This is a genomic window from Nitrospirillum amazonense (assembly GCF_007828035.1).
GTDB classification, from domain to species: domain Bacteria; phylum Pseudomonadota; class Alphaproteobacteria; order Azospirillales; family Azospirillaceae; genus Nitrospirillum; species Nitrospirillum amazonense.
The window spans coordinates 506,893-531,629 of sequence record NZ_VITV01000005.1 but is presented as its reverse complement, the minus strand read 5'-3'; the positions used below and the strand labels follow the sequence as shown (position 1 = coordinate 531,629).

Sequence of the window (24,737 nt, the reverse complement as noted above, 5' to 3'; positions counted from 1 at the left end):
GGGGCCGGACCATCATGCTGATCGCGACTTCGCTCGCCTATCTCGCGGCCGCCGTGTGTTTCATCATGGCGCTGCGCGGCCTCTCCAGTCCTGAAACGGCCCGCACCGGCAACGCCTATGGCATCGCCGGCATGGCCATCGCCATCATCACCAGCCTGTTCGTGCTGCCGCAGTTCTCCGTCCTGGCGGCCGTGCTCATCATTGCCGGCATCGCCATCGGCGGTGCGGCGGGCGCGCACATCGCCCGCACCATCAAGATGACCTCGCTGCCCCAGCTGGTGGCGGCCTTCCACAGCCTAGTGGGCCTGGCCGCCGTGTTCATCGCGGCCGCCGCCTACTACGCGCCGGAGGAATACCGCATCGGCACCGACGGCGACATCCATGTCGGCTCCCTCATCGAGATGAGCCTGGGCATCGCCATCGGCGCCATCACCTTCACCGGCTCGCTGGTCGCCTTCCTGAAGCTGGACGGCCGCATGAGCGGCAAGCCCCTGGTCTTCCCCATGCAGCACCCGCTGAACGCGGCGCTGGCGGCGGGCCTGGTGCTGCTGATCCTGCTGCTGTGCACGACGCAGAGCGCCTTCTTCTTCTGGCTGATCATCCTGGTGTCGCTGGGCCTGGGCTTCCTGCTGATCCTGCCCATCGGCGGCGCAGACATGCCCGTGGTCGTGTCCATGCTGAACAGCTATTCCGGCTGGGCGGCCTGCGGCATCGGCTTCACCCTGCAGAACCCGCTGCTGATCATCACCGGCGCGCTGGTCGGTTCCTCCGGCGCCATCCTCAGCTACATCATGTGCAAGGGGATGAACCGGTCCATCTTCAACGTCATCCTGGGCGGCTTCGGCGGTGACGCCGCCGCCGGCGCCGCGGCTGGCCCGGCGGGCGACCGCAGCTTCAAGTCCGGCTCGGCCGACGATGCCGCCTTCATCATGAAGAACGCCTCCAGCGTCATCGTCGTGCCCGGCTACGGCATGGCCGTGGCCCAGGCCCAGCACGCCGTGCGCGAAATGGCGGACATCCTGAAGAAGGAAGGCGTGGACGTGAAGTACGCCATCCACCCCGTGGCGGGCCGCATGCCCGGGCACATGAACGTGCTGCTGGCCGAGGCCAACGTGCCCTATGACGAGGTGTTCGAGCTGGAGGAGATCAACCGCGACTTCGGCCAGGCGGACGTGGCCTACGTCATCGGCGCCAACGACGTCACCAACCCCGCCGCCAAGACCGACCCCTCGAGCCCCATCTATGGCATGCCCATCCTGGACGTGGAAAAGGCCAAGACCGTGCTGTTCATCAAGCGGTCCATGGGTGCCGGCTACGCCGGCGTGGAGAACGAACTGTTCTTCCGCCCCAACACCATGATGCTGTTCGGCGACGCCAAGAAGGTGACCGAGGAGATCGTGAAGGCCATGTCGGGCGGGCATTGAGCCCTTTAGAGCCCAGAGTGTAAGACAAGGCCCGGCGGAGCGATCCGCCGGGCCTTTTTCTACGAGAAAAAGTATCGATTTCTATAGAATTCTCTCTTCCAATACGCCGATAAGTCCACGCACACGACGATAAATCTCAATATTTCTCCATCGATCTGACGATTTGACTTTTCCTATTATTTTCTCAACAAATTCTTCTCCCGCATCGTAACCTATCACGATTGAATGTATCGCCTGCGAGGGAATTTCAAATAGGAGGACCTGATTTCCAAATTTGTCAATGCTATCGGACTTCACTGCCTCACTCACCATTCTTAGCAGGCGAACCTCTTCTTCATGTTGCCAATCAATTTTCTTCCTCAATAATATTGCTAGCGGAAACCCATCAGATTTTATGGACTCTTCAATTTTCCCATCCAGAGCTTCTTCGATGCCAACTCTCTGGCCACAGATACGTAGCATTCCACCTTGATTAGATACGCGAACAGGCTCGTCACTGTATTGAACAGGATGCGAGCGGTCCCTAAAGAATAGGTGATCTTGCCAAAAGCGGACCTGCAAACCTGAATGGCTTCCACCATAATAGGCCCACATTGGCTCTGAAATAAGTTTAGACGAAAGACTAAAAATGGCAAAATTCTCGTTAGCGTAATTGTTATATAATTCGACAACTCGCTCAGATATCGCCTGATCAAATTCCGATATTTTAGAAAAAGGTTCCGCTCTTAAACGTGGCTCCGACATTGGCCACAAGCCGGGGAAGCTCTCTTCATCGTAGCGATGGGCTGGGCACGACGTTAGAAATAACGCCTCAATCGTGCTTCGAGGAGCTCCATCCAGACCAACACTAGCTGCGTCTGCGTACGCCACCGCCCAATCTTCATCAGAATATCCACTAAATAGAATCTCCGGTAGCGCTTCTCGAAAGTCATTCAGCGATTTCGGTTGCGAGAATCGAAATAAATTATTGTCTAAGAACCCGGTGTGATTTGTATATTTAGCAAGAAGTCTCATTCACTCCCCCTCCTTTTTACCCCAGCACCCCGCTCTCCAGCACCGTCAGGGTGCGGGCCGTGGCGTCGAGATGGGCTTGTACGCCCAGCGGCAGGGTCAGGGTCTCGTCGGTGTGGCCCAGGGCCAATCCTGAGAAGACGGGGATGCCCAGGTCGCCCAGCACCAGGTCGAACACCTCGTTCAGCCCGTAGGGTGAGGCGTCAGAGGGCTTGTCGCAGCCGGCGCAGGCGCCGACGACGATGCCGGACGCGGCCTGGAGCTTGCCGGCATGCCGCAGGGTCCACAGCATGCGGGCGATGGCGTAAGGCGCCTCGTCCACGTCCTCGACCATGAGGATGGCGCCGCGCGTATCGATCTCCCACGGCGTGCCCATGGCGGCCATGATCATGGACAGGTTGCCACCCACCAGCCGGCCGGCGGCCTGGCCGGGCGCAATGGTGCGCAGCGGGTAGTTGGGGCGCAGCGGATTGCCCTCCTCCGGGTTGGGGAGGATGCCCAGCGGCTCCGGCGCGCAGACGGCACGGCGCAGCGCCTCCAGCGAGAAAGGCGTGAACTTGGCCAGGCCGGGCATGCGGCCATGGAAGGTGACCAGCCCGGCCTTGCGCGTGACGGCCAGGTGCAGCAGCGTCGGATCGCTGAAGCCCAGGAAGACCTTGGGCTTGCGGCGGATGAGGTCGTAGTCCACCCGATCCACGATCTCACTGATGCCGTAACCGCCGCGCGCGCAGAAGACACCGCGGATGGCGGGGTCGTTGATGAAGCCGTGCAGGTCGGACAGCCTCTCCTGGACGGAAGCCTTGAAGGCCCGCGAGCGGTCGAAGAGATGCGGCGAGAGCACCGGCACCAGGCCCAGGCCCTGGACGACCGCCGCCACCCGGTCGGCGACGGCGGGGTCATAGACGGCGGTGCTGAGGTCCAGCACGCCCACCTTGTCGCCTGCCTGCAACATCGGGGGGCGCAGCATGGGCGGCTTGCTCAGCGATGGTGATGACGCCGCGTGGGCGCCATCGGCCGAAGACGCGATGACGGCGGCGGTACCCGCCGTCGCCAGGAATGAACGCCGATCCACTGCCGCCCCCCAATCGTGAGGACGGCAGCTTAAAGGATGCCGGCGGGCCCGCAAACCCGCCGGATTTAATCTCAGATGGGCGCTGTGGCGGTGGCCAGCCAGGCGGCGGCATCCGCCTCCAGGTGTGGCCCCACCTTTTCCGCCACGCGGGCGTGATAGGCGTTCAGCCAGGCCTTCTCCGCCTCCGTCAGCAGCGCCGGCTCGATCAGGTTGCGGTCGATGGGCGCCAGGGTCAGGGTCTCGAACGCCATCATGGGATGGTCGCCGCCGGGAATGTCCGCCGCCGGCCGCACCAGCACCAGGTTCTCGATGCGGATGCCGTACTGGCCCGTGCGGTAATAGCCGGGCTCGTTCGACAGGATCATGCCGGGCACCATGGCCACCGTGTTGGGAGCCTTGGCGATACGGGCCGATTCCTCATGCACCGACAGGAAGCTGCCCACGCCGTGGCCGGTGCCATGGTCGTAGTCCAGGCCCTGGGCCCACAGGAACTGGCGGGCCAGGATGTCGATCTGCGAGCCGGTGGTGCCCTTGGGGAAGCGCAGGGTGGCCAGCGCGATGTGCCCCTTCAGCACCAGGGTGAAGTGGCGCTTGGCGTCGGCCGGCGGGGTGCCGACGGCCACCGTGCGGGTGATGTCGGTGGTGCCGTCCAGGTACTGCCCACCGCTGTCGATCAGGTAGACACTGTCCTTCTCCAGCACGCGGTTGGTCTCGGGTGCTGCGCGATAATGGACGATGGCGCCATTGGGCCCGGCGCCGGAGATGCTGTCGAAGCTGGTGCCCCGGAACATGGGCTGTTCCTTGCGGAACTCGAACAGGCGGTCCGAGGCCTCGATTTCCGTCAGGGTGCCGGCCGCCGCCGCACCGCTCAACCAGTGCAGGAAACGGGTGACGGCGACACCGTCGCGGGCATGGGCGGCGCGGGTGCCGGCGATCTCCACGGTGTTCTTGGCGGCCTTGCGGAAGACGGTGGGATCGCGTTCCTTCACGATCCGGGCGCCGGCCTCGGTCAGGCGGTCGAACACCCAGGACGCCGTCCAGACGGGGTCGACCCGCACCTTGCCGCCGGTGGCGCCGATGGCCTCCAAAGCACCGCGCAGTTCTTCGGGCTTGCGGACGGAGACCTGGTTGCCCAGGTGGACCTCCAGCCCCGGCACCAGCTTGCGGCTGTCTATGAACAGGTCGACGTCGCCGTCGTTGGTCAGCAGGGCGTAGGACAGCGGCAGGGGCGTGTTGGGCACGTCACCGCCGCGGATGTTCAGCAGCCAGGCGATGCCGTCCGGCTGGGTCAGCACGGCCGCCAGTTCCCCATTGCGCTTCAGCTCTGCCGCGATCTCCGCCCGCTTGTCGGCGGAGGACTGGCCGGCCTGGGCCAGGGCGTGGGCCACCACCGGCCCCAGCGGGGCGGAGGGGCGGTCATGCCAGATGGCGTCCAGCGGATTGGTGTCGACCGCCACCAGTTCCGCGCCGGCGCGGCCCAGGGCCGTCTTCATGCGGTCGATCCAGCCCACGGTGTGCAGCCACGGATCATAGCCGATGCGGCCGCCCTTCTTCACGATGCCGGCGATCCAGTCGCCGTGGAAGGTCTCGGTCAGATGGTGGCGCTCATAGAGGCTGGCGGACACCTGGGCCTCGGCCTGCAGGGTGTAGCGGCCGTCGACGAAGACGGCGGCGCGGTCCCGCATCACCACGGCGATACCGGCCGAGCCGGTGAAGCCCGTGATCCAGGCCAGGCGCTCCGACCGGGCGGGCACGTACTCACCCTGGAATTCATCGGCGCGGGGAATGACGAACCCGTCCAAATCCATGCGCGACAGTTCGGCACGTAGCGCCGACACACGGGCGGCGATATCACCCACCTGCGGCGGGGGCGGCGCCTCGATCAAGGACTTCAAGGCGGCCAGCTGGGCCGCCAGTTCCTCCGGCAGGTCGCGGCCGAACAGGGACAGGAAATGGCTCGGGTCCACATCCTCCGGCGCCGCCCGCACCCCGCGCAGCAACTCCCGCACCCCGGCCACGTCACGGTCGATGCCGGCGGCCTTCAGCAGGCGCGCCAGCTCGGCATCGCCGCGGTAGGGTTCAACGGCGGGGTGCGGGGTATGATGGGTGCTATCCACGGATAAGACGCCTCTCTCAAGGCCGCGAGGATCGGCGGCCGATTGATTTGGGGGACGAAGCTAGGACGCGGCACGCACGCGCGCAAGAATATGCGCCCCGATGGCATGCCGGATGCCGCGGGCCATGCCCCGTGACCACCCTAAAGCCCCCTTGCCGCCAGTGTAGGCGAGGCTTTTGACAGCATCAAATTTTTTGGTGGAAAGCCCCCATGAGAGGGGGGGGAAAGCGTCGCGGCGGGGACCAACGCGGGGAGAAGACCCCCGCCGCGACTTACCGGCGCCGGTCGCCCGATGCCGTATCCGTTGGGCCGTCCGTCCGCACGGGGCGGCGGCGCCCAAGGCCTTCGTGATACGCTTGGCAACCCACCCCTGTCTGCCGCGTTTACATACGCGTTACATGAATTTACAGGCGTGAAAACGCGCCCGGAAATGACGAACGCCGGCCCTGGACGGGACCGGCGTTCAACCTCCTGAAATTTTGGATTTCTGGAAATTTTGGACTGGGGGGCTCAGCCCTTCATCACCAGCGTGTTCCACTCGCCGATCTGATAGCGGCGCACCAGCTTCAGACCCTGGCGGCGGTGAGCGGCGATGACCAGCTTCTCCTGCCGGGCCAACAGGCCGGACAGCACAGCGACACCGCCCGGGCGCAGGTTGCGGCGCAGTTGCGGCGCCATGCGGGCCAGGGGCCGCGCCAGGATGTTGGCAACGATCAGGTCATAGGGGCCCTTCTGCCGCACAATGGGAGTGCGGTAGCCATCGCCGCCGCGGCAGGTCACCAGCTTGTCCACCTTGTTCAGGCGGGCGTTCTCGGCGGCGATCATGATGGACAGGGCGTCGATGTCCACCGCCGCCACCGGGGCGTGCCACAGCTTGGCGATGGCGAAGGCCAGGATGCCGGAGCCGCAGCCCATGTCCAGCGCCCGGGTTACGGGCATGGACTTGTTGAGGTCGCTCAGCGCGCGCAGGCAGCCCTGGGTGGTGGCATGCTCACCGGAGCCGAAGGCCATGGCGGCCTCGATCAGCAAGCCGATGGCGCCGGCGGGCACCGGCTTTTTATGATGGCTGCCGTGGACGAAGAAGCGGCCGGCGCGGATGGGCGGAAAGCTGAGGTAGGTCTGGGTCACCCAATCGATGGGGGCCAGCGGTTCCACCTCGATCTGCGGCTGCGGCACGCCCAGGGCCATGGCCAGTACGGTGACGCGGGCCACCAGGCGGGACTGGTCGGGCTCGCCATGGCTGGTGCCCTCGATCAGCCAGTTGCCGCCCTCTTCCAGCTCGAAGGTGGAGACGGCGTCGACATGGCTCTCCAGCACCTGGGCGAAGTTCTGCACCACATCCTCATGCACCGTTAGTGCGACCCGCCACATGCCCGACATCACCACACTCCCGCAAAATCATGAAAGCCCATGGCAAAAGGTTCCGGCGGGCTGCCCCGCCGGAACCTGCTGTTTCTCTATAGACGGTGCTGATTCGCCTGTGAAGCCTCATACATATCCCGGCCGGACAGCCGGGATATGTATCGGACGCGACCGCGTCCGCGGCCCAACGGGCCGTGAGCCTGCGTGGCGTGTGAACGCAGCCTTCCGCCAGGAAGGCGCCTCAGTTGTCCTTCTGATCCAGCAACCGTTCCATCTCGGTGATAACGGCGTCCATGCGGCGCACCAGCGCCTGGTAGGGGGCCGGCGAGGCCATGTCTAGGCCGGCCTTCCTCAGCACGTTGACCGGATAGTCCGACCCGCCGGCCTTCAGCGCCGCCAGGTAGGTGTCACGCGCCGCCGGCCCACCGTCGCGGATCTTCTCCGTGAAATAGGCGGAGGCGGAAATGGATGTCGCGTACTGATAGACATAGAAGGGCCGGTAGAAATGGGGAATGAAGGCCCATTCCGCCGCGTACACCGGATCGATCTGCATCACGCCCTGGTCGGCGCCGTGGTACTTGCGCAGCAGACCCAGGTAGATTTCCGTCATGCGCTTGCCCGACATGGGCTCACCCTTCTCCACCGCGTCATGCACCTGCAGTTCGAACTCGGCGAACATGGTCTGACGGAAGAAGGTGGCGCGGATGGTCTCCAGCTCATTGCCCAGGTATAGCAGCTTCTCTTGCTTGGTCTTGGCATTGGCCAGCATGTAGTCGGACAGCAGGAATTCGTTCGCCGTGGACGCAATCTCCGCCATGAACAGGGAATAGCCCGCCAGCTCATAGGGCTGGGTGCGGTTGGCGAAGGTGGTGTGCATGGCGTGGCCCCATTCATGGGCCAGCGTGGAGACGGAGTTGTAGTTGTCCTGATAGTTCAGGAAGACAACGGGGTGCAGCCCGTAGACGCCCGTCTGGTAGGCGCCGGACTGCTTGCCCTCTTGCGGGTAGGCATGCATCCAGCGATGGGCGAAGCCGTCCGCCAGCGCCTTCTGGTAGTCGTCCCCCAGCGGCTTCACCGCCGCCAGCACCAGCTTCTCGCCCTCCTCGACGGGGAACTTGGCGTCGGACGACACCAGGGGCGGATAGATGTCGTAATAGTGCAGGTCGGGCAGGTTCAGCATGCGCTGCCGCAGCTTGAAATAGCGGTGCAGCGTGGGCAGGCCCTTGTTGGCCTCGGCCACCAGGGTGCGGTAGACGCCCTCGGGGATGTCGTTGTTGGACAGCGAGGCCGCCACCGCCGACGGGTAATGGCGCAGCTTGGACTGGATGACATCGCCCTGCACCGTGTTGCCCAGGGTGGAACCCATGGTGTTGGAGTATTGGCCGAACTTGGTCCAGAAGGCGTCGAACACGGCCTTGCGCACGGCGCGGTCCGGATCCTCGCGATACTTCTGGTAATTGGCCTGGGTCAGCTTCACCGACTGCCCATTGGGAAGGGTGATGGTGGGCCAGTCGATGTCGGCGTTGGACAGCAGGTTGTAGGTGGTGCCGCCACCGCCCAGCGCCGGGCTCAGCGCCGCCAGCACCCCCTCGGCCTCCGCCCCCAGGGTATGCGGCTTCAGGCGCAGCGCGTCATGCAGGGCGAAGCCGAACTTGGCCAGCTTGGGCTCGGCCTTCAGGTAGGCGTCGACCTTGGCGGCGCCCAGCGCCTGGATCTCCGGCGACAGCCAGGCGGTGGCGGCCGAGACCTCACCCGACAGGTCCTGGGCCAGGCCGTCCCGCTCCTGCGCCGGCGCGTCGCGCGTGTCGGTGCTGGCGATGGTGCTGGCGTAGGTGCCCACCTGCTCCAGCTCATGATAGACGCTGTAGATAGCCTCCAGCGCCGCCAGCGTGGCGGCCGGCCCCTTGGCCAGCGTGCCCTTGTACTTGGCCAGGCCCGGCAGTTCGGCCTTAATCTTAGCCCGCGCCGCATCCCAGTCCGCCGGCGACTTGTAGTAGTCGCTCAGGTCCCAGATGTATTTGGGATCGACCTTGGGATCATCCGTGGCGCGCGCCGGCAGGGTCAGCGCCAGCAGGGAAATGGTGGACGCCGCCGCCAGGACGGCGCGGCGTAGAGTGATCTTGCCCGACATTAAGCAAAGCCCCCGATGTTCATGGGCGGAAGCCGGCGACACGGGCTCCGCAGGTTGGCCCTTTATATCAGGCACTTGCGGCCAAGGCGCGGGATGGTTTGTAACACGGGCGTAACGGCGGGGTCCTGCGGCCCACCCGTCCAATTGCCTTGAATTGCCGCCGGGCAGCCGGTCTTATCATGGCACGCCACGGCAAGGACCGGCCCCAGAGATGAGCACCCCCGCAGCCCTGTTCCGAGAAGCGCTGACCGCGCACCGCGCAGGTGACATGTCCCGGGCGGCGGCGACCTATCAGCGGCTGATCGAGCTGACGGGGCCGGAGCGGCAGGAGCACCGCGACGCGCTCAGCAACCTGGGCGCCCTGCGCCTGATCCAAGGGAATGCCGCCGAGGCCGACCGCCTGTTCCAGGCAGGCCTGGCCATGGCACCCCGCGACGCCGCCCTGCTGGACAACCGGGGCATCGCGCTGAAGTCCCTGGGCCGGCTGGCCGAGGCGGCGGACCACCACCGCCAGGCCATCGCCGCCAATCCCGGCCATACCAACGCCTACAGCAATCTGGGCGTCTGCCTGACGGAGCAAGGCGACCTGCAGGGCGCCCGGCGCTGCCTGGAACGGGCGGTGGCGCTGGCCCCGGGCAGCGCCGATTCCTGGCACAATCTGGGCAAGGTGCATGAAGGGCTGGGCGACAGCCCCGCCGCCATCCAGGCCTACCGCCGTGCGGTGGCGGCGGACGCGGCCCACCGGCCCGCCTGGATCAATTTGGGCACGATCCTGGACCACACCGGCGACAGCATCGGCGCGCTCGCCGCCTATGATGCCGGCCTGGCGCTGACCCCCACCGACGCCAAGATCCGATGGAACCGGTCGCAGGTCCTGCTGAAGCTTGGCCGTCTGGCCGAGGGCTGGGCCGAAGCCGAATGGCGCTGGACGGGCAATGCGGGCTTGGCGGCGCAGCGCCGCCCCTTCGCGATACCCCTGTGGATGGGCGAGGATTTGGGCGGCGGCACCTTACTGGTCCATTCCGAACAGGGCTGGGGCGACACCTTGCAGATGCTGCGCTTCGTGGCGCCCGCGACGCGGGCCGCCAACGCGCACCTGGTGGTGGAAACGCGGGCGGAACTGATCCGGCTGATCGAGGCCAGCTGGGATTTGCTGGACCTGGCGGCGGTTCGCCCCACCCTGCTGCCCCTGGCGGCGGACTTTCCCGGCATCGGCGGCCTGCCCCCGGCCGATGCCCACCTGCCGATGATGAGCCTGCCCGGCCGCCTGGGCGTCACGCTCGACACCCTGCCCGGCGCGTCCGTCCCCTATCTGCGGGCGCCGGAAGACAGCCGCCTGCGATGGGCCCCGCGGATCGCGCAGGGCCGGAACGGCCGACGCCTGACCGCCGGGCTGGTGTGGCAGGGCAATCCCGGCCACTGGAACGACCGCCGCCGTTCCCTGCCGCCGGAAACGCTGGCACCGCTGCTGCGCCGCGCGGATATCGCCTGGCACAGCCTGCAGAAGGACGGGGCGCCGGTGACCGGGCTCATCCCCCTAGGACCGGACCTTACCGACTTCGCCGAAACGGCGGCGGCCATCAGCGCCTTGGATCTGGTCATCACCGTGGACACCGCCGTGGCCCACCTGGCGGGTGCCTTGGGGCGGCCCACTTGGCTGCTTCTGCCTTACGTGGCGGAGTGGCGGTGGATGGACGATCGCACGGACAGTCCCTGGTACCCGTCGATGCGCCTGTTCCGCCAGCCGGCACCGGGCGACTGGCCGGCCGTGATGGCGGCGGTGGGGGCGGCGCTGGATAGGCTTTAGTCGTTGGACCTGGCGTCAGTCGGTGGACTTGGCGTCGGCCTGCGCCGCCCATTCCCGATATTCGCGCTGCTGCCGCTCCCCCGCCTCATCAAACAGGAAGGGCAGATAGGCGTAGCGGCGACCCCGGGTGACCGGCAGGGCCTCATGCAGCAGGCTGCAGGAGAAGACCACGGCGCCGCCGGTGGGCGCGCGGTAGGTATGGGGGCCGAATTCGGGGAAGCGCAGTTCCCCACCCTCATAATCTTCCGTGTTCAGGTTCAGGGTGACGGCGAAGCGGCGATGGGCGGTGCCGGCGGAGGTGTTGTCGCGGTGCGGCCGGAAATAGCCGCCCTCCGCCGCGTCGTAACAGGCGACCACATGACGCTCCATGCGCGTGGCCTCGAAGGCGAAAGCCTGGCGCACCTGGGGCAACAGGCGACGGGCGATGCGCTGGGTCGCCGCCTGGCATAGCGCCTCCTCCTCCATGAAATAATCGCGGCGGCGCTTGCGGCTATAATCGTAGACCCCCACCAGCCGGCCATCGACCTCGTTCATCACGCCGGAATCCAAACCGCCGCGATCCTGATGCAGGGCGATCAGCAGCCGGCAGAAGTCGGGCTCGAACACCCGGGGCACCACCAACACGGGCGCCTGCACCGCCATGCCGGCGTGCAGATCAGGGGACGGCAGGGCCGCCACAGCTGACATCACCCGGTCCGCCTCGGCGGCGGGTGCCGCCATCAGGACCCGCAAGGTGGGGTCCAGCAGCAACCAGAAGCCCGTGTAGACCCCATCCGCCCCGACGGCGCCATAGCCCCGGCTGAGGCTGAAATCGTAATCCAGGAAATAGCGGATACCGGGCAGCTGCGGCGTGACTTGGTCGGCGGCATCGTCACCGGGGTTGGTGGTGACGCCAAAAAAGCAGACCCGGTCATCATCGAACAAGGCGCGGTTCGCGGCCACCGCGCGCAGCATGCCGGCACCCGCCGCCTCTCCGGCCGAGGCGAAGAAGCCCAGCAGCACATGGCGGCCAGCCACCGTGTCCAGCGCGAACCGGGGATGCGTATGGGTGGGACCGTTGAACCACGGCACGGGCTCGCCGCAGACAAACCGTTCCCAAGGACCTGATGCCGACATCGCTGACCTGACTTCTGACCGCGCCTCTTGATGGCCACCATAGCAGCAACCCGCCCCTCAGCCGCCAGTGGGCGTTTTAGCGGGGGGCGTTCTGCCGCTGACCCGGCGGCGTGTCAGCCTCCGGCCACCGCCGCCGCGAGATAGGCGGAGAGCACCAGCCGCATCTCCTGGAACAGGGCCGCGGCCTCCGCCTCCTCCGCCAATTCGGGAATGGTCTTCATCAGGTGCAGCACCATGACCGAGAGGAGGTCGGCCCGTTCCGCCGACAGCCCAGGCGCATGGGCGGACAGCACGCCGGCCATACGGCCACGGATGACACCGCGCAGGTACTGCCGCCGGTTGGCACCGTCCACCCGGGCATCCATCAGCACTTTCAGGGCCGTGCGCTCGCTTTTCAGCGCCATCATCAAATCCAGCAGCGCATCCGCCATCTGGGCCGCCGTCATGGCGGAGGCATGGGCGGCGATGGCGTCCAGTCCCGCTCCCGCCCGCTCGCCATAGCGGTGCAGCAGCCCCTCCGCCAGAGCCTCCTTGGACGGGAAGAAGCGATAGAGGGAGCCAATGGCCGTGCTGGACCGTGCCGCGATCTCCGTCATCGTGGCGGCGTCATAGCCTTTTTCCGCGAACACCACGGTGGCGGCGTCCAGCAAAGCGGCCACGCGCTGCCGCCCGCGCGCCCGTTTGGGCGTCCGCCCGGTCGCGTTGGGCGCAGCATCGGGGGCGGCTGTTGACTTTTGCGAGGACATCCTCAACTATCCGTTATGCGAGACCATCCTCGCATAACACGGGCCGCCGCCGCCGTCACCTCTTCACCTAGGCGCCCCTCACCACCCTGACGCGGGAGGAACCGCATGAGGACCACCCTGGACAGCGGCCTGCCCCCTTTGATTCTGGACCGCGGCCATGGCATGCGCCCCGCCGCCCCCAAACGCCGTTGGCTGGGCCGCTTCCTGCGGGGCCTGCGCGCGGGGGACGCCCACCTTGTCGTCAACCATCCCCTGGTGAAGGATGCGCCGGCCAGCCTGTGCCTCAGCAGCCCCGCCTTCGCCGAAGGCGCGGCCATTCCCCGCCGCCATGCCGGCGGCGGCGTGGGCGGGAACCTGTCCCCGACGCTCACCTGGACGGGCGTGCCTGCCGGCACGGCGGCCTTGGCCCTGGTAATGCAGGACCCGGACGCGCCCTTGCCCCGGCCCGCGACCCACCTGCTGGCCACGGCCATCGCCCCCAAGCGCAAAGGTTTCGAAGAGGGGGAGCTGTGCCCCCAGGTGGGCAACGGTGTCATCCTGGGCCGGGGCCTGTTCGGCCGTGTCGGCTATGCCGGGCCGCGTCCGATGCGCGGCCACGGCCCCCATCGCTACGTCTTCCAGCTGCTGGCCCTGGAACACCCGCTGGCCCTGCCGGACCTGCCCAGCCTGGCCGACCTGCTGGTCGCCCTGACGCCCCAGACCGTGCTGGCCTGGGGCACCCTGACCGGCACATACGAGCGAGCGTGAGGGCTTGCGCCCCCGCCCCTATTTCCCCGCCTGGTCCGCCGGCACGACGAAGCTGTCCATGACCTTCTTCGTGCCGGAATGCTCGAAATAAATTTCCAGCTTGTCGTTCTCCACCTCCTTCACCACGCCATAGCCGAACTTCTGGTGGAAGACGCGGGCGCCGGGGCGGAAGGGGGCATCGGGGCGCGCGCGCGGGGTGACGTCCAGGGCCGTGCCCTCGATCAGGCGGCTGGTGCGGTTGCCGGCGGGCGCCTGGCGTCCCATGCGGTTGAAGCTGTCGCTGAAACTGTCGCTGCGGGCACCCCAGGACGGCCCGCCCCGGCCATAGCCGCCATCACCGCCAGCCATCCCTTGCCCCCAATGGCCTGAGGTAAGTCCCGGGTCGTTCTCCACCGCGATGTGCTCATCGGGCAGTTCACCGATGAAACGCGACGGCAGGCTGGTGGACCAGGTGCCATGGATGCGGCGGTTGGCGGCGTGGCTGATGTAGACGCGCTTGCGCCCCCGGGTGATGCCGACATAGGCCAGGCGCCGTTCCTCCTCCAATCCCGCGATGCCGTTCTCATCCAGGGTGCGCTGGCTGGGGAACACACCCTCCTCCCACCCGGGCAGGAAGACAACGTCGAACTCCAGGCCCTTGGCGCCGTGCAGGGTCATGAGCGAGACCTGGGCGGAATCGACCGTCTCCGCATTCTCCATCACCAGGCTGACATGCTCTAGGAATCCCAGCAGGTTCTCGAACTCGCCCATGGCGTTGACGAGTTCCTTCAGGTTTTCCAGGCGGCCCGGCGCCTCCGGCGTCTTGTCCTCCTGCCACATGCGGGTGTAGCCGCTCTCATCCAGGATGGACTGGGCCAGGTCGGTGTGGCGCACGGTGTCCATCTGCGCCCGCCAGCGGGCGAAATCCTCTACCAGGCCGCGCAGGGTGCCACGCACCTTGGGCTTCAGCTCATCCGTCTCCGTCAGGCGCCAGGTGGCCTCCAGCAGCGGCACGCCCAGCACCCGGCTGGTCTGGTACAGCTGCTGGATGGTGGCGGGGCCGATGCCGCGCTTGGGCGTGTTGATGATGCGCTCGAACGCCAGGTCATCGGCTGGCTGGGCCACGACGCGCAGATAGGCCATGGCGTCGCGGATTTCCAGGCGCTCATAGAAGCGCTGGCCGCCCACCACGCGATAGGGCAGGCCCAGGGTGATGAAGCGCTCTTCGAACTCGCGGGTCTGGAAACCGGCGCGCACCAGCACGGCCATCTGGTCCAGGCTGGTGCCCTTGCGCTGCAGCGCTTCCACCTCGTCACCCACCCAGCGGGCCTCGCTGTCGGCGTCCCACAGGCCGCGCAGGCGCACCTTCTCCCCGCCCTCGGCCTCGGTCCATAGGGTCTTGCCCAGGCGGCCCTGGTTGTGGGCGATGACACCGGCGGCGGCGCCCAGGATATGGCCGGTGGAGCGGTAGTTCTGTTCCAGGCGAATGACCTTGGCGCCGGGGAAGTCCTGCTCGAACCGCAGGATGTTGCCCACCTCCGCCCCGCGCCAGCCGTAGATGGACTGGTCGTCATCGCCGACGCAGCAGATGTTGTGGTGCCCCTGGGCCAGCAGGCGCAGCCACAGGTACTGCGCCACGTTGGTGTCCTGGTACTCATCCACCAGGATGTAGCGGAAGCGGCGATGGTAATCCGCCAGCACGTCCGGATGCGCCTGGAACAGGGTGATGTTGTGCATCAGGAGGTCGCCGAAGTCGCAGGCGTTCAGCGTGCGCAGGCGGTCCTGGTATTGGCGGTATAGGGTCAGCACCTTGCCGCCGGCGGCCTCGCCCGCGTCTTCGGGACGCAGGCGGTCGGGCGGCAGGGCCCGGTCCTTCCACCGCTCGATGACCGACAGCAGCAAACGGGCCGGCCACTTCTTGCTGTCCACCCCCTCTGCCTCCATCAGCTGCTTCAGCAGGCGCAGCTGGTCGTCGGTGTCCAGGATGGTGAAGCTGGAGGTCAGGCCCACCAGCTCGGCATGGCGGCGCAGGATGCGGGCGGCCAGGGCGTGGAAGGTGCCCATCCACCAGCCCTCGGTATCCGTGCCCATCAACGCGCCCACGCGCTCCCGCATCTCACGCGCCGCCTTGTTGGTGAAGGTGACCGCCAGGATGTTCCAGGGGCTGACGCGTCGGGTCATGAGCAGGTGGGCCAGGCGGGTGGTCAGGGCCCGGGTTTTCCCCGTGCCGGCGCCCGCCAGCACCAGGACGGGGCCGTCCAGCGACTCCACCGCCTCGCGCTGCGCCGGGTTCAGCGCGTCGAGATAGGCGGGCGACCAGCCGGCCGGCCCATGGAAAGGCATGGGCGGCGGCGGGGCCGGCGCGGGGCGGGGCGCGGCGGTGAAGGGCACAACCTTCTCAGGCTCGTCCTTCTTGGGCGGGGCGGGCGGGTCCAGACGGGAAAACAGATCGGTCATGATGGGAACATATATAGCACAAGGTCCCCTTCCGTCTGCCCCCACGATGGCGTTTCCCCTGCCTTCTCCCCCATTCCGCCAGGATGGCCTCCCCTAAAGGCTGGGCACCTATCCCGTTGCACAAGAGGTTCATATGGTGGAAAGATGATGGTCACCATGACAAAGCCGTTCGTACGGTCCGCGCCCCTCCGGCGGCGGCCGGCGAAGCGGGGAGTGAACCGATGAACCTGCGCTTGAACGACACCAAGACGCTGCAAGCGATCGGCATCCTGGCCGACGTCCTGGACGATCTGTCGGGGCCGGAGCGGCTGGAATGCCTGATGGCGGCCAACGCCCTGCGCCAGGTTTTGGAAACCCGGTCGGAGAATGCGCTGGTCTTCGCCCGCGAGGCGTTCGAGTCGCTGGAGTCGGACGTGCGGCACCAGATCCACACCGACGCCACCGAGGCCGCCATCAAGGTGGTGGCCGCCACGCGGGCCCAGGGCACCCTGCGCGCCACCCGCGACCGCAAGTCGACCGGCAGCCCCTTCCTGGACGCCATCAACGCCGGCGGCATGAAGACCGAGCGCAAATGGTGAGAGGGCTGAGCGCCTCTCTCCCAATCGCTACTCTTTAGCCCCTAAAGCTCAACGGAGCGCCGCGACAAGGCTGCGACTGCAGCCGCCACAGATTTCCAGGGGCAGATTTCCGGGAAGCGTCAGCGGACTGGAAATCGAGGATGAGGCAAGCGGGCGGATGCCCGCGCCCGCCGTTTGAGGGACTCAAACAAAAGCCGCTTCGGTGTCCACGTGGGCGCGCACTTGGTTACGGCCTTCGTGCTTGGCCATATAAAGCGCTTCGTCCGCACGCTGGACGAAACGGCCCAGCGATTCCCCCGGCTCATACAGCGCCACGCCCACCGACAGGGTGATGTTGCCGATGGCGGCGCCCGAGGTGCGCTTGACGATGCGGCGGTTGGCGATGGTGGCCCGCGTCTTCTCCGCGAAAGCCAGCGCCTCGTCCAGGGTGCATTCCGGCATGATGATGGCGAATTCCTCGCCGCCGAAGCGGGCGGCGGTATCGCGGCCGCGCACGGAGTCCTTCAGCGTGCGCCCCACCAGCTTCAGCACCTGATCGCCCACGACATGGCCGTGATTATCGTTGAATTTCTTGAAGAAATCGATGTCGATCATCAGCAGGCACAAGGGCCGGCCGTCCTCCATGGCGGTGGCGGCGGCCTCGCGCAGGGCCTGGTCGAACTGCTTGCGGTTGGCCAGATCCGTCAGGGCGTCGGTCATGGCCTCGCGCCGCACGGTGTCCAGGTCGCGGCGCATGGTTTCCAGCTGTTGCGCGCTGTCGCTCAGCTGGGTCTGCAGGAATTGGTTGCGCACGGCCACGCGCTGGGCCTGTTCGGTCATGGCCCGGATGACGCCGCGCAACTGGTCCAGCGTTTCGGACAGATCGACCTGCCCTTGGAATACCTTCAGGGCCGCGCCGAAATTGCCCACGTCGTTCCCGGCGGACGCGACGGCGCCGGTGACGCCGGCCAGAGCCTCGGTCAATTTCACGCCGATCTCCTGGATGGCCTGGATCTCGTCATCGGCGGCGAAGAACTTGTGATAGAGGTCGGCGCAACGCGCCTCGGTGAAGGGCAGGCCGTTGCTGGCGATGATGTCCACCGCCCGGGTCAGGTCGGGATAGCGGCCGCTGCAGTAGGCATACCAGACGGTGAAGTTGTGCGGGTGCGGGGCCACCGCCTCGGCGCGCATGCGCTCCATCGCCCGTTGGGCGAGGTGGCCGGCAGCCTGTGGTCCCTCCGCGAACAGCACGTGCTCTCCCTACGCCATCTGGTCCGGGGCGCGATCCACGGCCCCTTCATGCGGGCTGGGCGGTTCTCGGTTCGCTACCCCTATGGGTAGCCTTTTTCAGGGCGGCCGCCCGCCGCCCCTACCCCGTAAGAATAAGTCACAAAACGGCGAGGATGGAAACGGCGGAAAATCGGAAAGAGTCGCCATATCCGAAATTGTTCGTTGCCCCCGAGGCCGTGCGATCAAAGGGCGCACTCAAAAAAGCGTGTGACGTGCGCAAAGAAACAGGCCCGCGCCTGAGGGTGCACCCCCCGCGCGGGCCCGCGAATACAAGGGCGACTCTTGAACAAGCCGCCGCCGCCTTATCAGGCGGAGGTGATCGCCCGTTCGACCAGCTGGCCCAGATGCTGGGTGCGCTTGGTCAAGCTCTGCAGAACGGCGGAGATTTCCGCGGTGGCGGCGGCGGTCTGGCCCGACAGGTTCTTCACTTCGCCGGCGACGACGGCGAAGCCCTTGCCAGCTTCACCCGCGCGGGCGGCTTCGATGGTGGCGTTCAGGGCCAGCAGATTGGTCTGCTTGGCGATGGCGTCAATCTGCTGGGCGACGGTGCCCACCTTTTCGATCTCGGCGCGCAGACCTTCCAGTTCCCGGCTGATTTCCTGGAGGGCGGAGGACAACTCGGTCTTCGACAGACTGGTGGGCGTGGAGCTCATCGATGGCACCTGAGGTTGATTAGGGTGTCGCTGGATCGGTGGCCGGGAATGGTGGCCGGGTGTCCCCTGCCGGGACGGCCAACCCGGTGCCTTCTAATACCACAGAAGAACAGGGGCCGGGACGCACAAAATCAACCCTTGCGCATATAGCCGGATTTATTTGGTTCGGTTTCGAAACAATCTTGACGCGAAGCCGTGGGCATAAGAAAAGGCCGCCCCAGATCCTCCCCGGGGCGGCCTTCCTGATCATGAAGCGGGTTGCGCCTCAGGCCTGGAAGCGCAGGGCCTTGGCGCGGACCACGCTGGGCAGGCCCTGGATGCGTTCCAGCAGCCCGTCCCCCACCTCCTGGTCCACCGACACCAGGGCGATGGCGTTGGCGCCGGCCTCGGTGCGGCCGAGGTGGAAGGTGGCGATGTTGACGCCGGCGTCGCCCAGGGTGGTGCCCAGCTTGCCGATGAAGCCGGGCTTGTCCTCGTTGCGGATGAACAGCATGTGCTCACTCAGCTCCGCCTCGATCGGCACTTCTTCGATCTGCACGATGCGGGGCTTCTCACCGCCGAACAGGGTGCCGGCCACGGTGCGGGTCGCCCGCTCGGTCTGCACCACCACGCGGATCAGGGTCTGATAGTCGGCGGCGTCATCCCGCTTGGTCTCCGCCACCTTGATGTCCCGCTCGCGGGCGATGACGGGGGCGTTGACCATGTTGACCGACGCCAGCAGGGGCGACAGCAGGCCCATGAGGACGATGGCGGTCAGGGGACGGGTGTTCAGGTCGGCGACCTGGCCCTCATACTCCACCGTCACCGACTTCAGGCCGGTCTCGGTGATCTGGCCGGCGAAGCCGCCCAGCTGCTCGGCCAGCTTCATGTAGGGCTTCAGCTTGGGCGCGTCCTCGGCCGAGACCGAGGGCATGTTCAGCGCGTTGACCACGGCGCCGGTGACCAGGAAGTCGGACATCTGCTCGGCCACCTGCAGGGCCACGTTCTCCTGCGCCTCGGTGGTGGAGGCACCCAGGTGCGGCGTGCAGATGATCTTCTCATTGCCGAACAGGATGCTTTCCTTGGCCGGCTCTTCCGCGAACACGTCCAGGGCGGCGCCGGCGACATGGCCGCTGTCCAGCGCCGCCTTCAGGTCGGCCTCGACAATCAGGCCGCCGCGGGCGCAGTTGATGATACGCACGCCCGGCTTGGTTTTGGCCAGGGCCTTGGCGTCCAGGACGTTGCGGGTGGCGTCGGTCAGCGGCGTGTGCAGGGTGATGAAGTCGGCGCGGCGCAGCAGTTCGTCCAGCTCCACCTTCTCCACGCCCAGGTCCTGGGCACGCTCGGCCGACAGGAAGGGGTCGAAGGCGACGACGCGCATCTTCAGGCCCACGGCGCGGTCGGCGACGATGGAGCCGATATTGCCGCAACCGATGACGCCCAGGGTCTTGCCGTACAGCTCCACACCCATGAAGCGGTTCTTTTCCCACTTGCCGGCATGGGTGGAGGTGTTGGCGGCCGGGATTTCACGGGCCAGCGCGAACATCATGGCGATGGCGTGCTCGGCGGTGGTGATGGAATTGCCGAACGGGGTGTTCATGACCACCACGCCGCTGGCCGTGGCGGCAGGCACGTCCACGTTGTCGACGCCAATGCCAGCGCGACCGACCACCTTCAGGTTGGTGGCGACGGCCAGCACTTCCTTGGTGACCTTGGTGGACGAGCGGATGGCCAGGCCATCGTATTTGCCGATGATGGCCTTCAGCTCATCGGGCTTCAGGCCGGTGATGACGTCAACCTCGACGCCGCGCTCCTTGAAAATCTCGACGGCGCGGGGGCTCAGGCTGTCCGAAATGAGAACCTTGGGCATGGCTCTGCGATCCTTCTGGAGGATGGGCCGGCGCCGCCCCCGGATGGACTCCGGGTATTCAAGGCGGCGCCAGGCCGTATGTCAGGAAAGGCGTGTAAGACGCTAAGGCGGCTCAGGCGACCAGTTCGGCCGCGACCGTGGCGTAGGCCCAATCGATCCAGGGCAGCAGCGCCTGGATGTCCGACCGCTCCACCGTGGCGCCGCCCCAAATGCGCAGGCCGGGCGGGGCGTCGCGGTAGGCGCCGGCGTCCAGCGCCACGCCTTCCTTTTCCAGCAGGGACGCCACCTTCTTCGCCACCTCAGCCTGGACTTCCGGCGTCTGGCCGGCCAGCTTCGGGTCGGCGAACTTCAGGCAGATGGAGGTGCAGGAGCGGGTGGCGGGCACCTCGGCCAGGAAGGCGGCGGTGGTGCCGGCGGCAACCCAATCGGCCACGGCGGCCAAGTTGCTTTCAGACCGCTCGACCAGGCCCTTCAAGCCGCCCACGGACTCGGCCCAGCGCAGGCCGTCCAGGGCGTCTTCCACCGCCAGCATCGAGGGGGTGTTGATGGTCTCGCCCTTGAAGATGCCTTCGACGATCTTGCCGTCCTTGGTCATGCGGAAGATCTTGGGCAGCGGCCAAGCCGGCTTATAGCTTTCCAGGCGGGCGACGGCGCGGGGGCTCAGCACCAGCATGCCATGGGCCGCTTCACCGCCTAGCACCTTCTGCCAGGACCAGGTGACGACATCCAGCTTGTCCCAGGGCAGGTCCATGGCGAACGCGGCGGAGGTCGCGTCGCAGATGGTCAGGCCTTCGCGATCGGCGGCGATCCACTCACCGTCGGGCACACGCACACCGGAGGTGGTACCGTTCCAGGTGAAGACCACGTCGTTCTTGAAATCGACCTGCGTCAGGTCGGGCAGCTTGCCATAGCCGGCGGTGAAGGTGCGGGCGTCGGCTAGCTTCAGCTGCTTCACAACGTCGGTCACCCAATCCTTGCCGAAGCTTTCCCAGGCGACCATGTCGACGCCACGGGCGCCCAGCAGCGACCACAGAGCCATTTCCACAGCGCCGGTGTCGGAGGCCGGAACGATACCGATGCGGTAGTCGGCCGGGATGTTCAGCAGGGCGCGGCTGCGGTCGATGACCTCTTGCAGCTTGGCCTTGCCGGGCTTGGACCGGTGCGAGCGGCCCACCAGGGCGCCCTTCAAGGCTTCCAGCGTCCAACCCGGACGCTTGGCGCAAGGACCAGAGGAGAAATTCGGATTCGACGGCCGGCTCTCGGGCTTCGGCGGTACGGTCATGATGCTATTCCTTGCAGAATAGTTGCGCCTCGTTGGGGAGGCGTGTCCCGCCGCGGACATTATGGTCGCCGCGCAAGAACGTCAATCATGACGGCATGGCGGCGACACATTGCTGCCATGCCAGAACGAACCGCGAAATATCCTTTCGGATGGAGGCTGGGGGGCCGCGATCAGGCCGCCGCGTGGGGTATCAGGGCCGGGGGAACCAGGCGGCTCGCGGCCAAATTCTCACACAGCTTGAAATAGTTATCCCGCCGCTCCGTCGCGCTCTCGAATCGCTCCAGGTAGTTCAGGATGAACTCCGGCCGGCGCAGGGCCGTGGTCAGCGTCTCGCTGGCGAAGGTGCGGGCCCTGCCCTCCGGCAGGCCGCCGCAGGTGTTGATGAGGGCCAGCATGCGGTCGGCGAAGCCCATGGCCTGGTTGCCGACGATCTCCGTCCGCACCGTCTCGAACAGGGCACTGTCCAGAATGTCCAGCATCTCCCGCTTGGAGGTTTCGGGCAGGCCGGCGTTCTGAATGCGGTCGGACAGCTCGCTCAGCGGCTGGATGATGTCCATGCGCCGATTCTGGCAGCCCATGTCCCAGACGATGTCGTCCGGCACGATGAGGGAGCGCAGGTAGGGGGCCAGCTTGGCCTTGGCTTGGCGGCCCGGCGCCATGTTCACCAGGCTCAGGATCAGGTTGATCTTGGAATAGGTGCCCCGGGCCAGGGCCATGACGTCCGACATGGCTTCCGGCTGGATCAGCTTGTCGGCGCGCAGCGCGATGGCTTCCTGGATTTCCTCGTCATTCACCAGGGTGGGTGCCGTGACCTTGAGGTGGTCCTGGATGCGCACCAGGGCGCGCAACTCATCCTGGATGTTACGCTCGCCATGGAACGGCAGGCGGGCGTGCAGGTGGCGCAGCAAGCCCAGGCGCAGTTCCGCCAACGTGCGTGGCAGCACACCCTGGGCCAACAGTTCCGACAGGGTGATGACGCCCGGCAGGTGGCTGGCGGCGGCGTCCATCTCCACCTTGCCCAGCTTGCCCAGCTTGCCGACGTAGAGGTTGATGGCGTTCAGCACCAGCTCGATGCGGTCGGCCTCCTTCCCCACCAGTTCGCGCAAGGCCAGGGAAGAGCCCATGATCTCGGCGGCGATGCTGTCGATGATGCGCATCTCGCGCACCGTCAGCTCGGGGCTGAACAGGCGGAACAGCCGATCCAGCTTTTCCATCCAGCTCTTGCAGCCGGCGAGATAGGCGGCGGTGGCGCGATAGAGGCCGGGGATCGGATCCGCCCCGCCGGCGGCCAGCTTGTCCGACAACGCCTTCAGGCCACCCGGCGCCAGCGGCGGCACGGGGTTGCCCTTGGCCTTGGCCAACAGACGGCTGAGGCCGTCGTCCACCATGGCCATCAGTTCCTTCATGCGCGACACAGCACTCTGCTGGCTGCCGCGCACCTGCTGGCTGGCCAGGCGTTGCAGCGCGCCCTGGACCAGCGTGCCGGCGTTGTCCAGCGCGCGGGCCGCCGCCTCGTAATACAGCACTTCCAGCGGGGTCACGCGCACATCGTCCAGATAGCGGGCGAACAGGCCGCGGATGACCTGCCGCTGGACGTCGCCGGTGAAATCCTCCGGCTTGTCGCACCAGGAGGCGTCGCGACCGGGGTTGGCGATCTGCAGCGGGTCGGTTTCCGCCACACCGGGGCGCAAGCGCTTGCGCACGGTGATGTGGCTCTTGAAGTCGTGGTCCAGGTAATCGCGGCGGCGCACGATGCGAACGCCGTCGACCTCCTTGCGGTCGATCAGCAGGGCGGCTGCGGGCTCAATCTGCCGCAGGTCAGGCCCTTCCTTGACCAGAAGCCACTGGTCATTGTGCAGGCTGTGCAGCTCGAACGCGGTTTTCACCGTTCCGACCAGTTGCTGTTGCCTTTCCACCGGGACCCTGGCTCCAACGAATAGCTGGGCGCGGCCGTAGTGTTAATACAGCTTGAACGCCCGGTTTTATGAATGCGTCGCGCATCATCCCGCATCCACAGGGCCGGGTAAACGGCTATGTCCGCAACCACCCCTTCCGTAACCGGCATGCCGACGAAAACGGGCGGATTTCGCACCCTGTGGTCGGGGTCACCCGGAGCGGAAGGGTCAAACCATCAGTTGGGGGCAGACCAACCGACGCCATACCCCTTCCGACTCCGAAGCATTCGGGCATCCTCCCCAAAAGATGGGGGCTGGATCAATCGGCTGAACGGCATAGACCGCTCCCCCTTCCAGTGAGAAGCAGTGGGCCGACGCTCGGAACCGGCGGGCGCAGGGTCAGATATGGATATAGCCCTCCAGGAACAGGACAGCGTCGCCGCCGATGCGCACACGATCGCCCTCCAGCCGACAGGTGAGCGCCCCGCCCCGCTGCGACACCTGGCGGGCGGACAGCCGGTCGGTGTTCAGACGCTGCGCCCAATAGGGAATGAGGGTGCAGTGGGCCGACCCCGTCACCGGGTCTTCCGGCACGCCCTTGGCCGGCGCAAAGAAGCGGGAAACGAAATCCACGCCCGGCTCATCCCCCGGCGCGGTGACGATGACGGCGAAACGGTCGATACCCAGCAGCCCGGCCATGTCAGGGGTCAAGGCGCGCACGGCGGCGGCATCGTCGTAGACCACCAGGTAATCCCGGGCGGCCAGGATGGCGGCGGGCGCCGGCCCGCCCAGGGCCGCGACCAGGCCTTCATGCACCCTATCCGGTGTCTGAGGCGGGCGGGCGGGGAAGTCCAGGGTGAGCCTTCCCTCCTCCCGCACCACGGTCAGCAAGCCGGCCTTCTGGGTGCGGAACACCACGCGCTCCGTGCCTGGGTGCAGGATGGTCATCATCAGGTGGGCGGTGGCCAGGGTGGCGTGGCCGCATAAGTCGACCTCCACCGCCGGGGTGAACCAGCGCAGGCCCCAGGCGCCGTCATCCTGCGGCCCCGGCGGCACGAAGAAGGCCGTCTCCGACAGGTTGTTCTCCATGGCGATGGCCTGCAGCGTCGCATCCGGCAGCCAGGCGTCCAGCGGCACCACGGCGGCGGGGTTGCCGCCGAACGCGGCGCTGGTGAAGGCGTCGATCTGATAGATGGGCAGGCGCATGGGAAAACCTCCTCCGGTAGGGCGGTAATGACTGTGT

General features: G+C 66.7%; 18 protein-coding genes. 4 read left to right on the top strand and 14 right to left on the bottom strand.

What is annotated here, in order from left to right; genetic code table 11:
- Positions 1–14 precede the first annotated feature (14 nt).
- A complete protein-coding gene (locus FBZ87_RS17530) occupies positions 15–1,424 on the top strand; it encodes an NAD(P)(+) transhydrogenase (Re/Si-specific) subunit beta (protein WP_145611667.1) in 1,410 nt (469 codons plus the stop codon).
- A gap of 81 nt (positions 1,425–1,505) precedes the next feature.
- Here the strand turns inward: FBZ87_RS17530 and FBZ87_RS29290 are convergent, their stop codons facing one another.
- From FBZ87_RS29290 to pepF, 5 genes are all read right to left on the bottom strand, one after another.
- Positions 1,506–2,438: a DUF2971 domain-containing protein gene (locus FBZ87_RS29290; RefSeq protein ID WP_186454812.1), complete on the bottom strand. Its 933-nt coding sequence runs from the start codon at positions 2,436–2,438 to the stop codon at positions 1,506–1,508.
- A gap of 16 nt (positions 2,439–2,454) precedes the next feature.
- Positions 2,455–3,507, bottom strand: coding sequence for a S66 peptidase family protein (locus tag FBZ87_RS17520; RefSeq protein WP_246134451.1), 1,053 nt, complete (start codon positions 3,505–3,507; stop codon positions 2,455–2,457).
- Between the two features lie 71 nt (positions 3,508–3,578).
- Positions 3,579–5,624 carry an aminopeptidase P family protein gene (locus FBZ87_RS17515; RefSeq protein WP_145611665.1) on the bottom strand — a complete coding sequence of 682 codons (2,046 nt, stop codon included), beginning with the start codon at positions 5,622–5,624 and terminating at the stop codon, positions 3,579–3,581.
- A 509-nt stretch (positions 5,625–6,133) separates the two neighbouring features.
- Positions 6,134–7,003: a 50S ribosomal protein L11 methyltransferase gene (locus tag FBZ87_RS17510; RefSeq protein WP_244909247.1), complete on the bottom strand. Its 870-nt coding sequence runs from the start codon at positions 7,001–7,003 to the stop codon at positions 6,134–6,136.
- 223 nt (positions 7,004–7,226) lie between these two features.
- Positions 7,227–9,116, bottom strand: a complete 1,890-nt coding sequence (gene pepF, locus FBZ87_RS17505; protein ID WP_145611664.1) for an oligoendopeptidase F — start codon at positions 9,114–9,116, stop codon at positions 7,227–7,229.
- Between the two features lie 211 nt (positions 9,117–9,327).
- Between pepF and FBZ87_RS17500 the strand changes: the two genes are divergently transcribed.
- Positions 9,328–10,923: a tetratricopeptide repeat protein gene (locus tag FBZ87_RS17500; protein WP_145611662.1), complete on the top strand. Its 1,596-nt coding sequence runs from the start codon at positions 9,328–9,330 to the stop codon at positions 10,921–10,923.
- A 15-nt stretch (positions 10,924–10,938) separates the two neighbouring features.
- Here the strand turns inward: FBZ87_RS17500 and FBZ87_RS17495 are convergent, their stop codons facing one another.
- Positions 10,939–12,039, bottom strand: coding sequence for a 2OG-Fe(II) oxygenase family protein (locus tag FBZ87_RS17495; RefSeq protein ID WP_145611660.1), 1,101 nt, complete (start codon positions 12,037–12,039; stop codon positions 10,939–10,941).
- Positions 12,040–12,152: 113 nt separating this feature from the next.
- The gene (locus FBZ87_RS17490; RefSeq protein WP_145611658.1) at positions 12,153–12,785 is read right to left on the bottom strand and encodes a TetR/AcrR family transcriptional regulator; all 633 of its coding nucleotides are present in this window, start codon (positions 12,783–12,785) and stop codon (positions 12,153–12,155) included.
- A gap of 105 nt (positions 12,786–12,890) precedes the next feature.
- On the opposite strand from FBZ87_RS17490, the gene FBZ87_RS17485 reads away from it, so the two are divergent.
- On the top strand, positions 12,891–13,532 hold the full coding sequence (locus FBZ87_RS17485) for a YbhB/YbcL family Raf kinase inhibitor-like protein (protein WP_145611657.1): 642 nt from the start codon (positions 12,891–12,893) through the stop codon (positions 13,530–13,532).
- Positions 13,533–13,550: 18 nt separating this feature from the next.
- Here FBZ87_RS17485 and FBZ87_RS17480 read toward each other — a convergent pair whose 3' ends face one another.
- Positions 13,551–15,968 (bottom strand): ATP-dependent helicase, encoded by a 2,418-nt coding sequence (locus tag FBZ87_RS17480; RefSeq protein ID WP_425465733.1) that lies wholly within the window; start codon positions 15,966–15,968, stop codon positions 13,551–13,553.
- Between the two features lie 221 nt (positions 15,969–16,189).
- Here FBZ87_RS17480 and FBZ87_RS30095 point away from each other — a divergent pair, with 221 nt between their 5' ends.
- On the top strand, positions 16,190–16,546 hold the full coding sequence (locus FBZ87_RS30095) for a hypothetical protein (RefSeq protein WP_050898563.1): 357 nt from the start codon (positions 16,190–16,192) through the stop codon (positions 16,544–16,546).
- A 183-nt stretch (positions 16,547–16,729) separates the two neighbouring features.
- Here the strand turns inward: FBZ87_RS30095 and FBZ87_RS17470 are convergent, their stop codons facing one another.
- From FBZ87_RS17470 to FBZ87_RS17445, 6 genes are all read right to left on the bottom strand, one after another.
- A complete protein-coding gene (locus FBZ87_RS17470) occupies positions 16,730–17,776 on the bottom strand; it encodes a GGDEF domain-containing protein (protein ID WP_145611656.1) in 1,047 nt (348 codons plus the stop codon).
- Positions 17,777–18,120: 344 nt separating this feature from the next.
- The gene (locus FBZ87_RS30090; RefSeq protein WP_004273812.1) at positions 18,121–18,468 is read right to left on the bottom strand and encodes a methyl-accepting chemotaxis protein; all 348 of its coding nucleotides are present in this window, start codon (positions 18,466–18,468) and stop codon (positions 18,121–18,123) included.
- Positions 18,469–18,733: 265 nt separating this feature from the next.
- Positions 18,734–20,317 (bottom strand): phosphoglycerate dehydrogenase, encoded by a 1,584-nt coding sequence (gene serA / locus FBZ87_RS17460; RefSeq protein ID WP_145611655.1) that lies wholly within the window; start codon positions 20,315–20,317, stop codon positions 18,734–18,736.
- A 112-nt stretch (positions 20,318–20,429) separates the two neighbouring features.
- Positions 20,430–21,599, bottom strand: coding sequence for a phosphoserine transaminase (locus FBZ87_RS17455; RefSeq protein ID WP_145611653.1), 1,170 nt, complete (start codon positions 21,597–21,599; stop codon positions 20,430–20,432).
- 170 nt (positions 21,600–21,769) lie between these two features.
- Complete coding sequence (locus FBZ87_RS17450; RefSeq protein ID WP_246134450.1) at positions 21,770–23,485, bottom strand: hypothetical protein; 1,716 nt, start codon at positions 23,483–23,485, stop codon at positions 21,770–21,772.
- A 408-nt stretch (positions 23,486–23,893) separates the two neighbouring features.
- Positions 23,894–24,700: a PhzF family phenazine biosynthesis protein gene (locus tag FBZ87_RS17445; RefSeq protein WP_145611649.1), complete on the bottom strand. Its 807-nt coding sequence runs from the start codon at positions 24,698–24,700 to the stop codon at positions 23,894–23,896.
- Positions 24,701–24,737 lie beyond the last annotated feature (37 nt).

Coding starts and splice junctions, on each gene's coding strand:
- FBZ87_RS17530 (WP_145611667.1), top strand. CDS start 15: ATGCTGATCGCGACTTCGCTCGCCTATCTCGCGGCCGCCGTGTGTTTC.
- FBZ87_RS29290 (WP_186454812.1), bottom strand. CDS start 2,438: ATGAGACTTCTTGCTAAATATACAAATCACACCGGGTTCTTAGACAAT.
- FBZ87_RS17510 (WP_244909247.1), bottom strand. CDS start 7,003: ATGTCGGGCATGTGGCGGGTCGCACTAACGGTGCATGAGGATGTGGTG.
- pepF (WP_145611664.1), bottom strand. CDS start 9,116: ATGTCGGGCAAGATCACTCTACGCCGCGCCGTCCTGGCGGCGGCGTCC.
- FBZ87_RS17500 (WP_145611662.1), top strand. CDS start 9,328: ATGAGCACCCCCGCAGCCCTGTTCCGAGAAGCGCTGACCGCGCACCGC.
- FBZ87_RS17495 (WP_145611660.1), bottom strand. CDS start 12,039: ATGTCGGCATCAGGTCCTTGGGAACGGTTTGTCTGCGGCGAGCCCGTG.
- FBZ87_RS17490 (WP_145611658.1), bottom strand. CDS start 12,785: ATGTCCTCGCAAAAGTCAACAGCCGCCCCCGATGCTGCGCCCAACGCG.
- FBZ87_RS17485 (WP_145611657.1), top strand. CDS start 12,891: ATGAGGACCACCCTGGACAGCGGCCTGCCCCCTTTGATTCTGGACCGC.
- FBZ87_RS17480 (WP_425465733.1), bottom strand. CDS start 15,968: ATGACCGATCTGTTTTCCCGTCTGGACCCGCCCGCCCCGCCCAAGAAG.
- FBZ87_RS30095 (WP_050898563.1), top strand. CDS start 16,190: ATGAACCTGCGCTTGAACGACACCAAGACGCTGCAAGCGATCGGCATC.
- FBZ87_RS30090 (WP_004273812.1), bottom strand. CDS start 18,468: ATGAGCTCCACGCCCACCAGTCTGTCGAAGACCGAGTTGTCCTCCGCC.
- serA (WP_145611655.1), bottom strand. CDS start 20,317: ATGCCCAAGGTTCTCATTTCGGACAGCCTGAGCCCCCGCGCCGTCGAG.
- FBZ87_RS17455 (WP_145611653.1), bottom strand. CDS start 21,599: ATGACCGTACCGCCGAAGCCCGAGAGCCGGCCGTCGAATCCGAATTTC.
- FBZ87_RS17445 (WP_145611649.1), bottom strand. CDS start 24,700: ATGCGCCTGCCCATCTATCAGATCGACGCCTTCACCAGCGCCGCGTTC.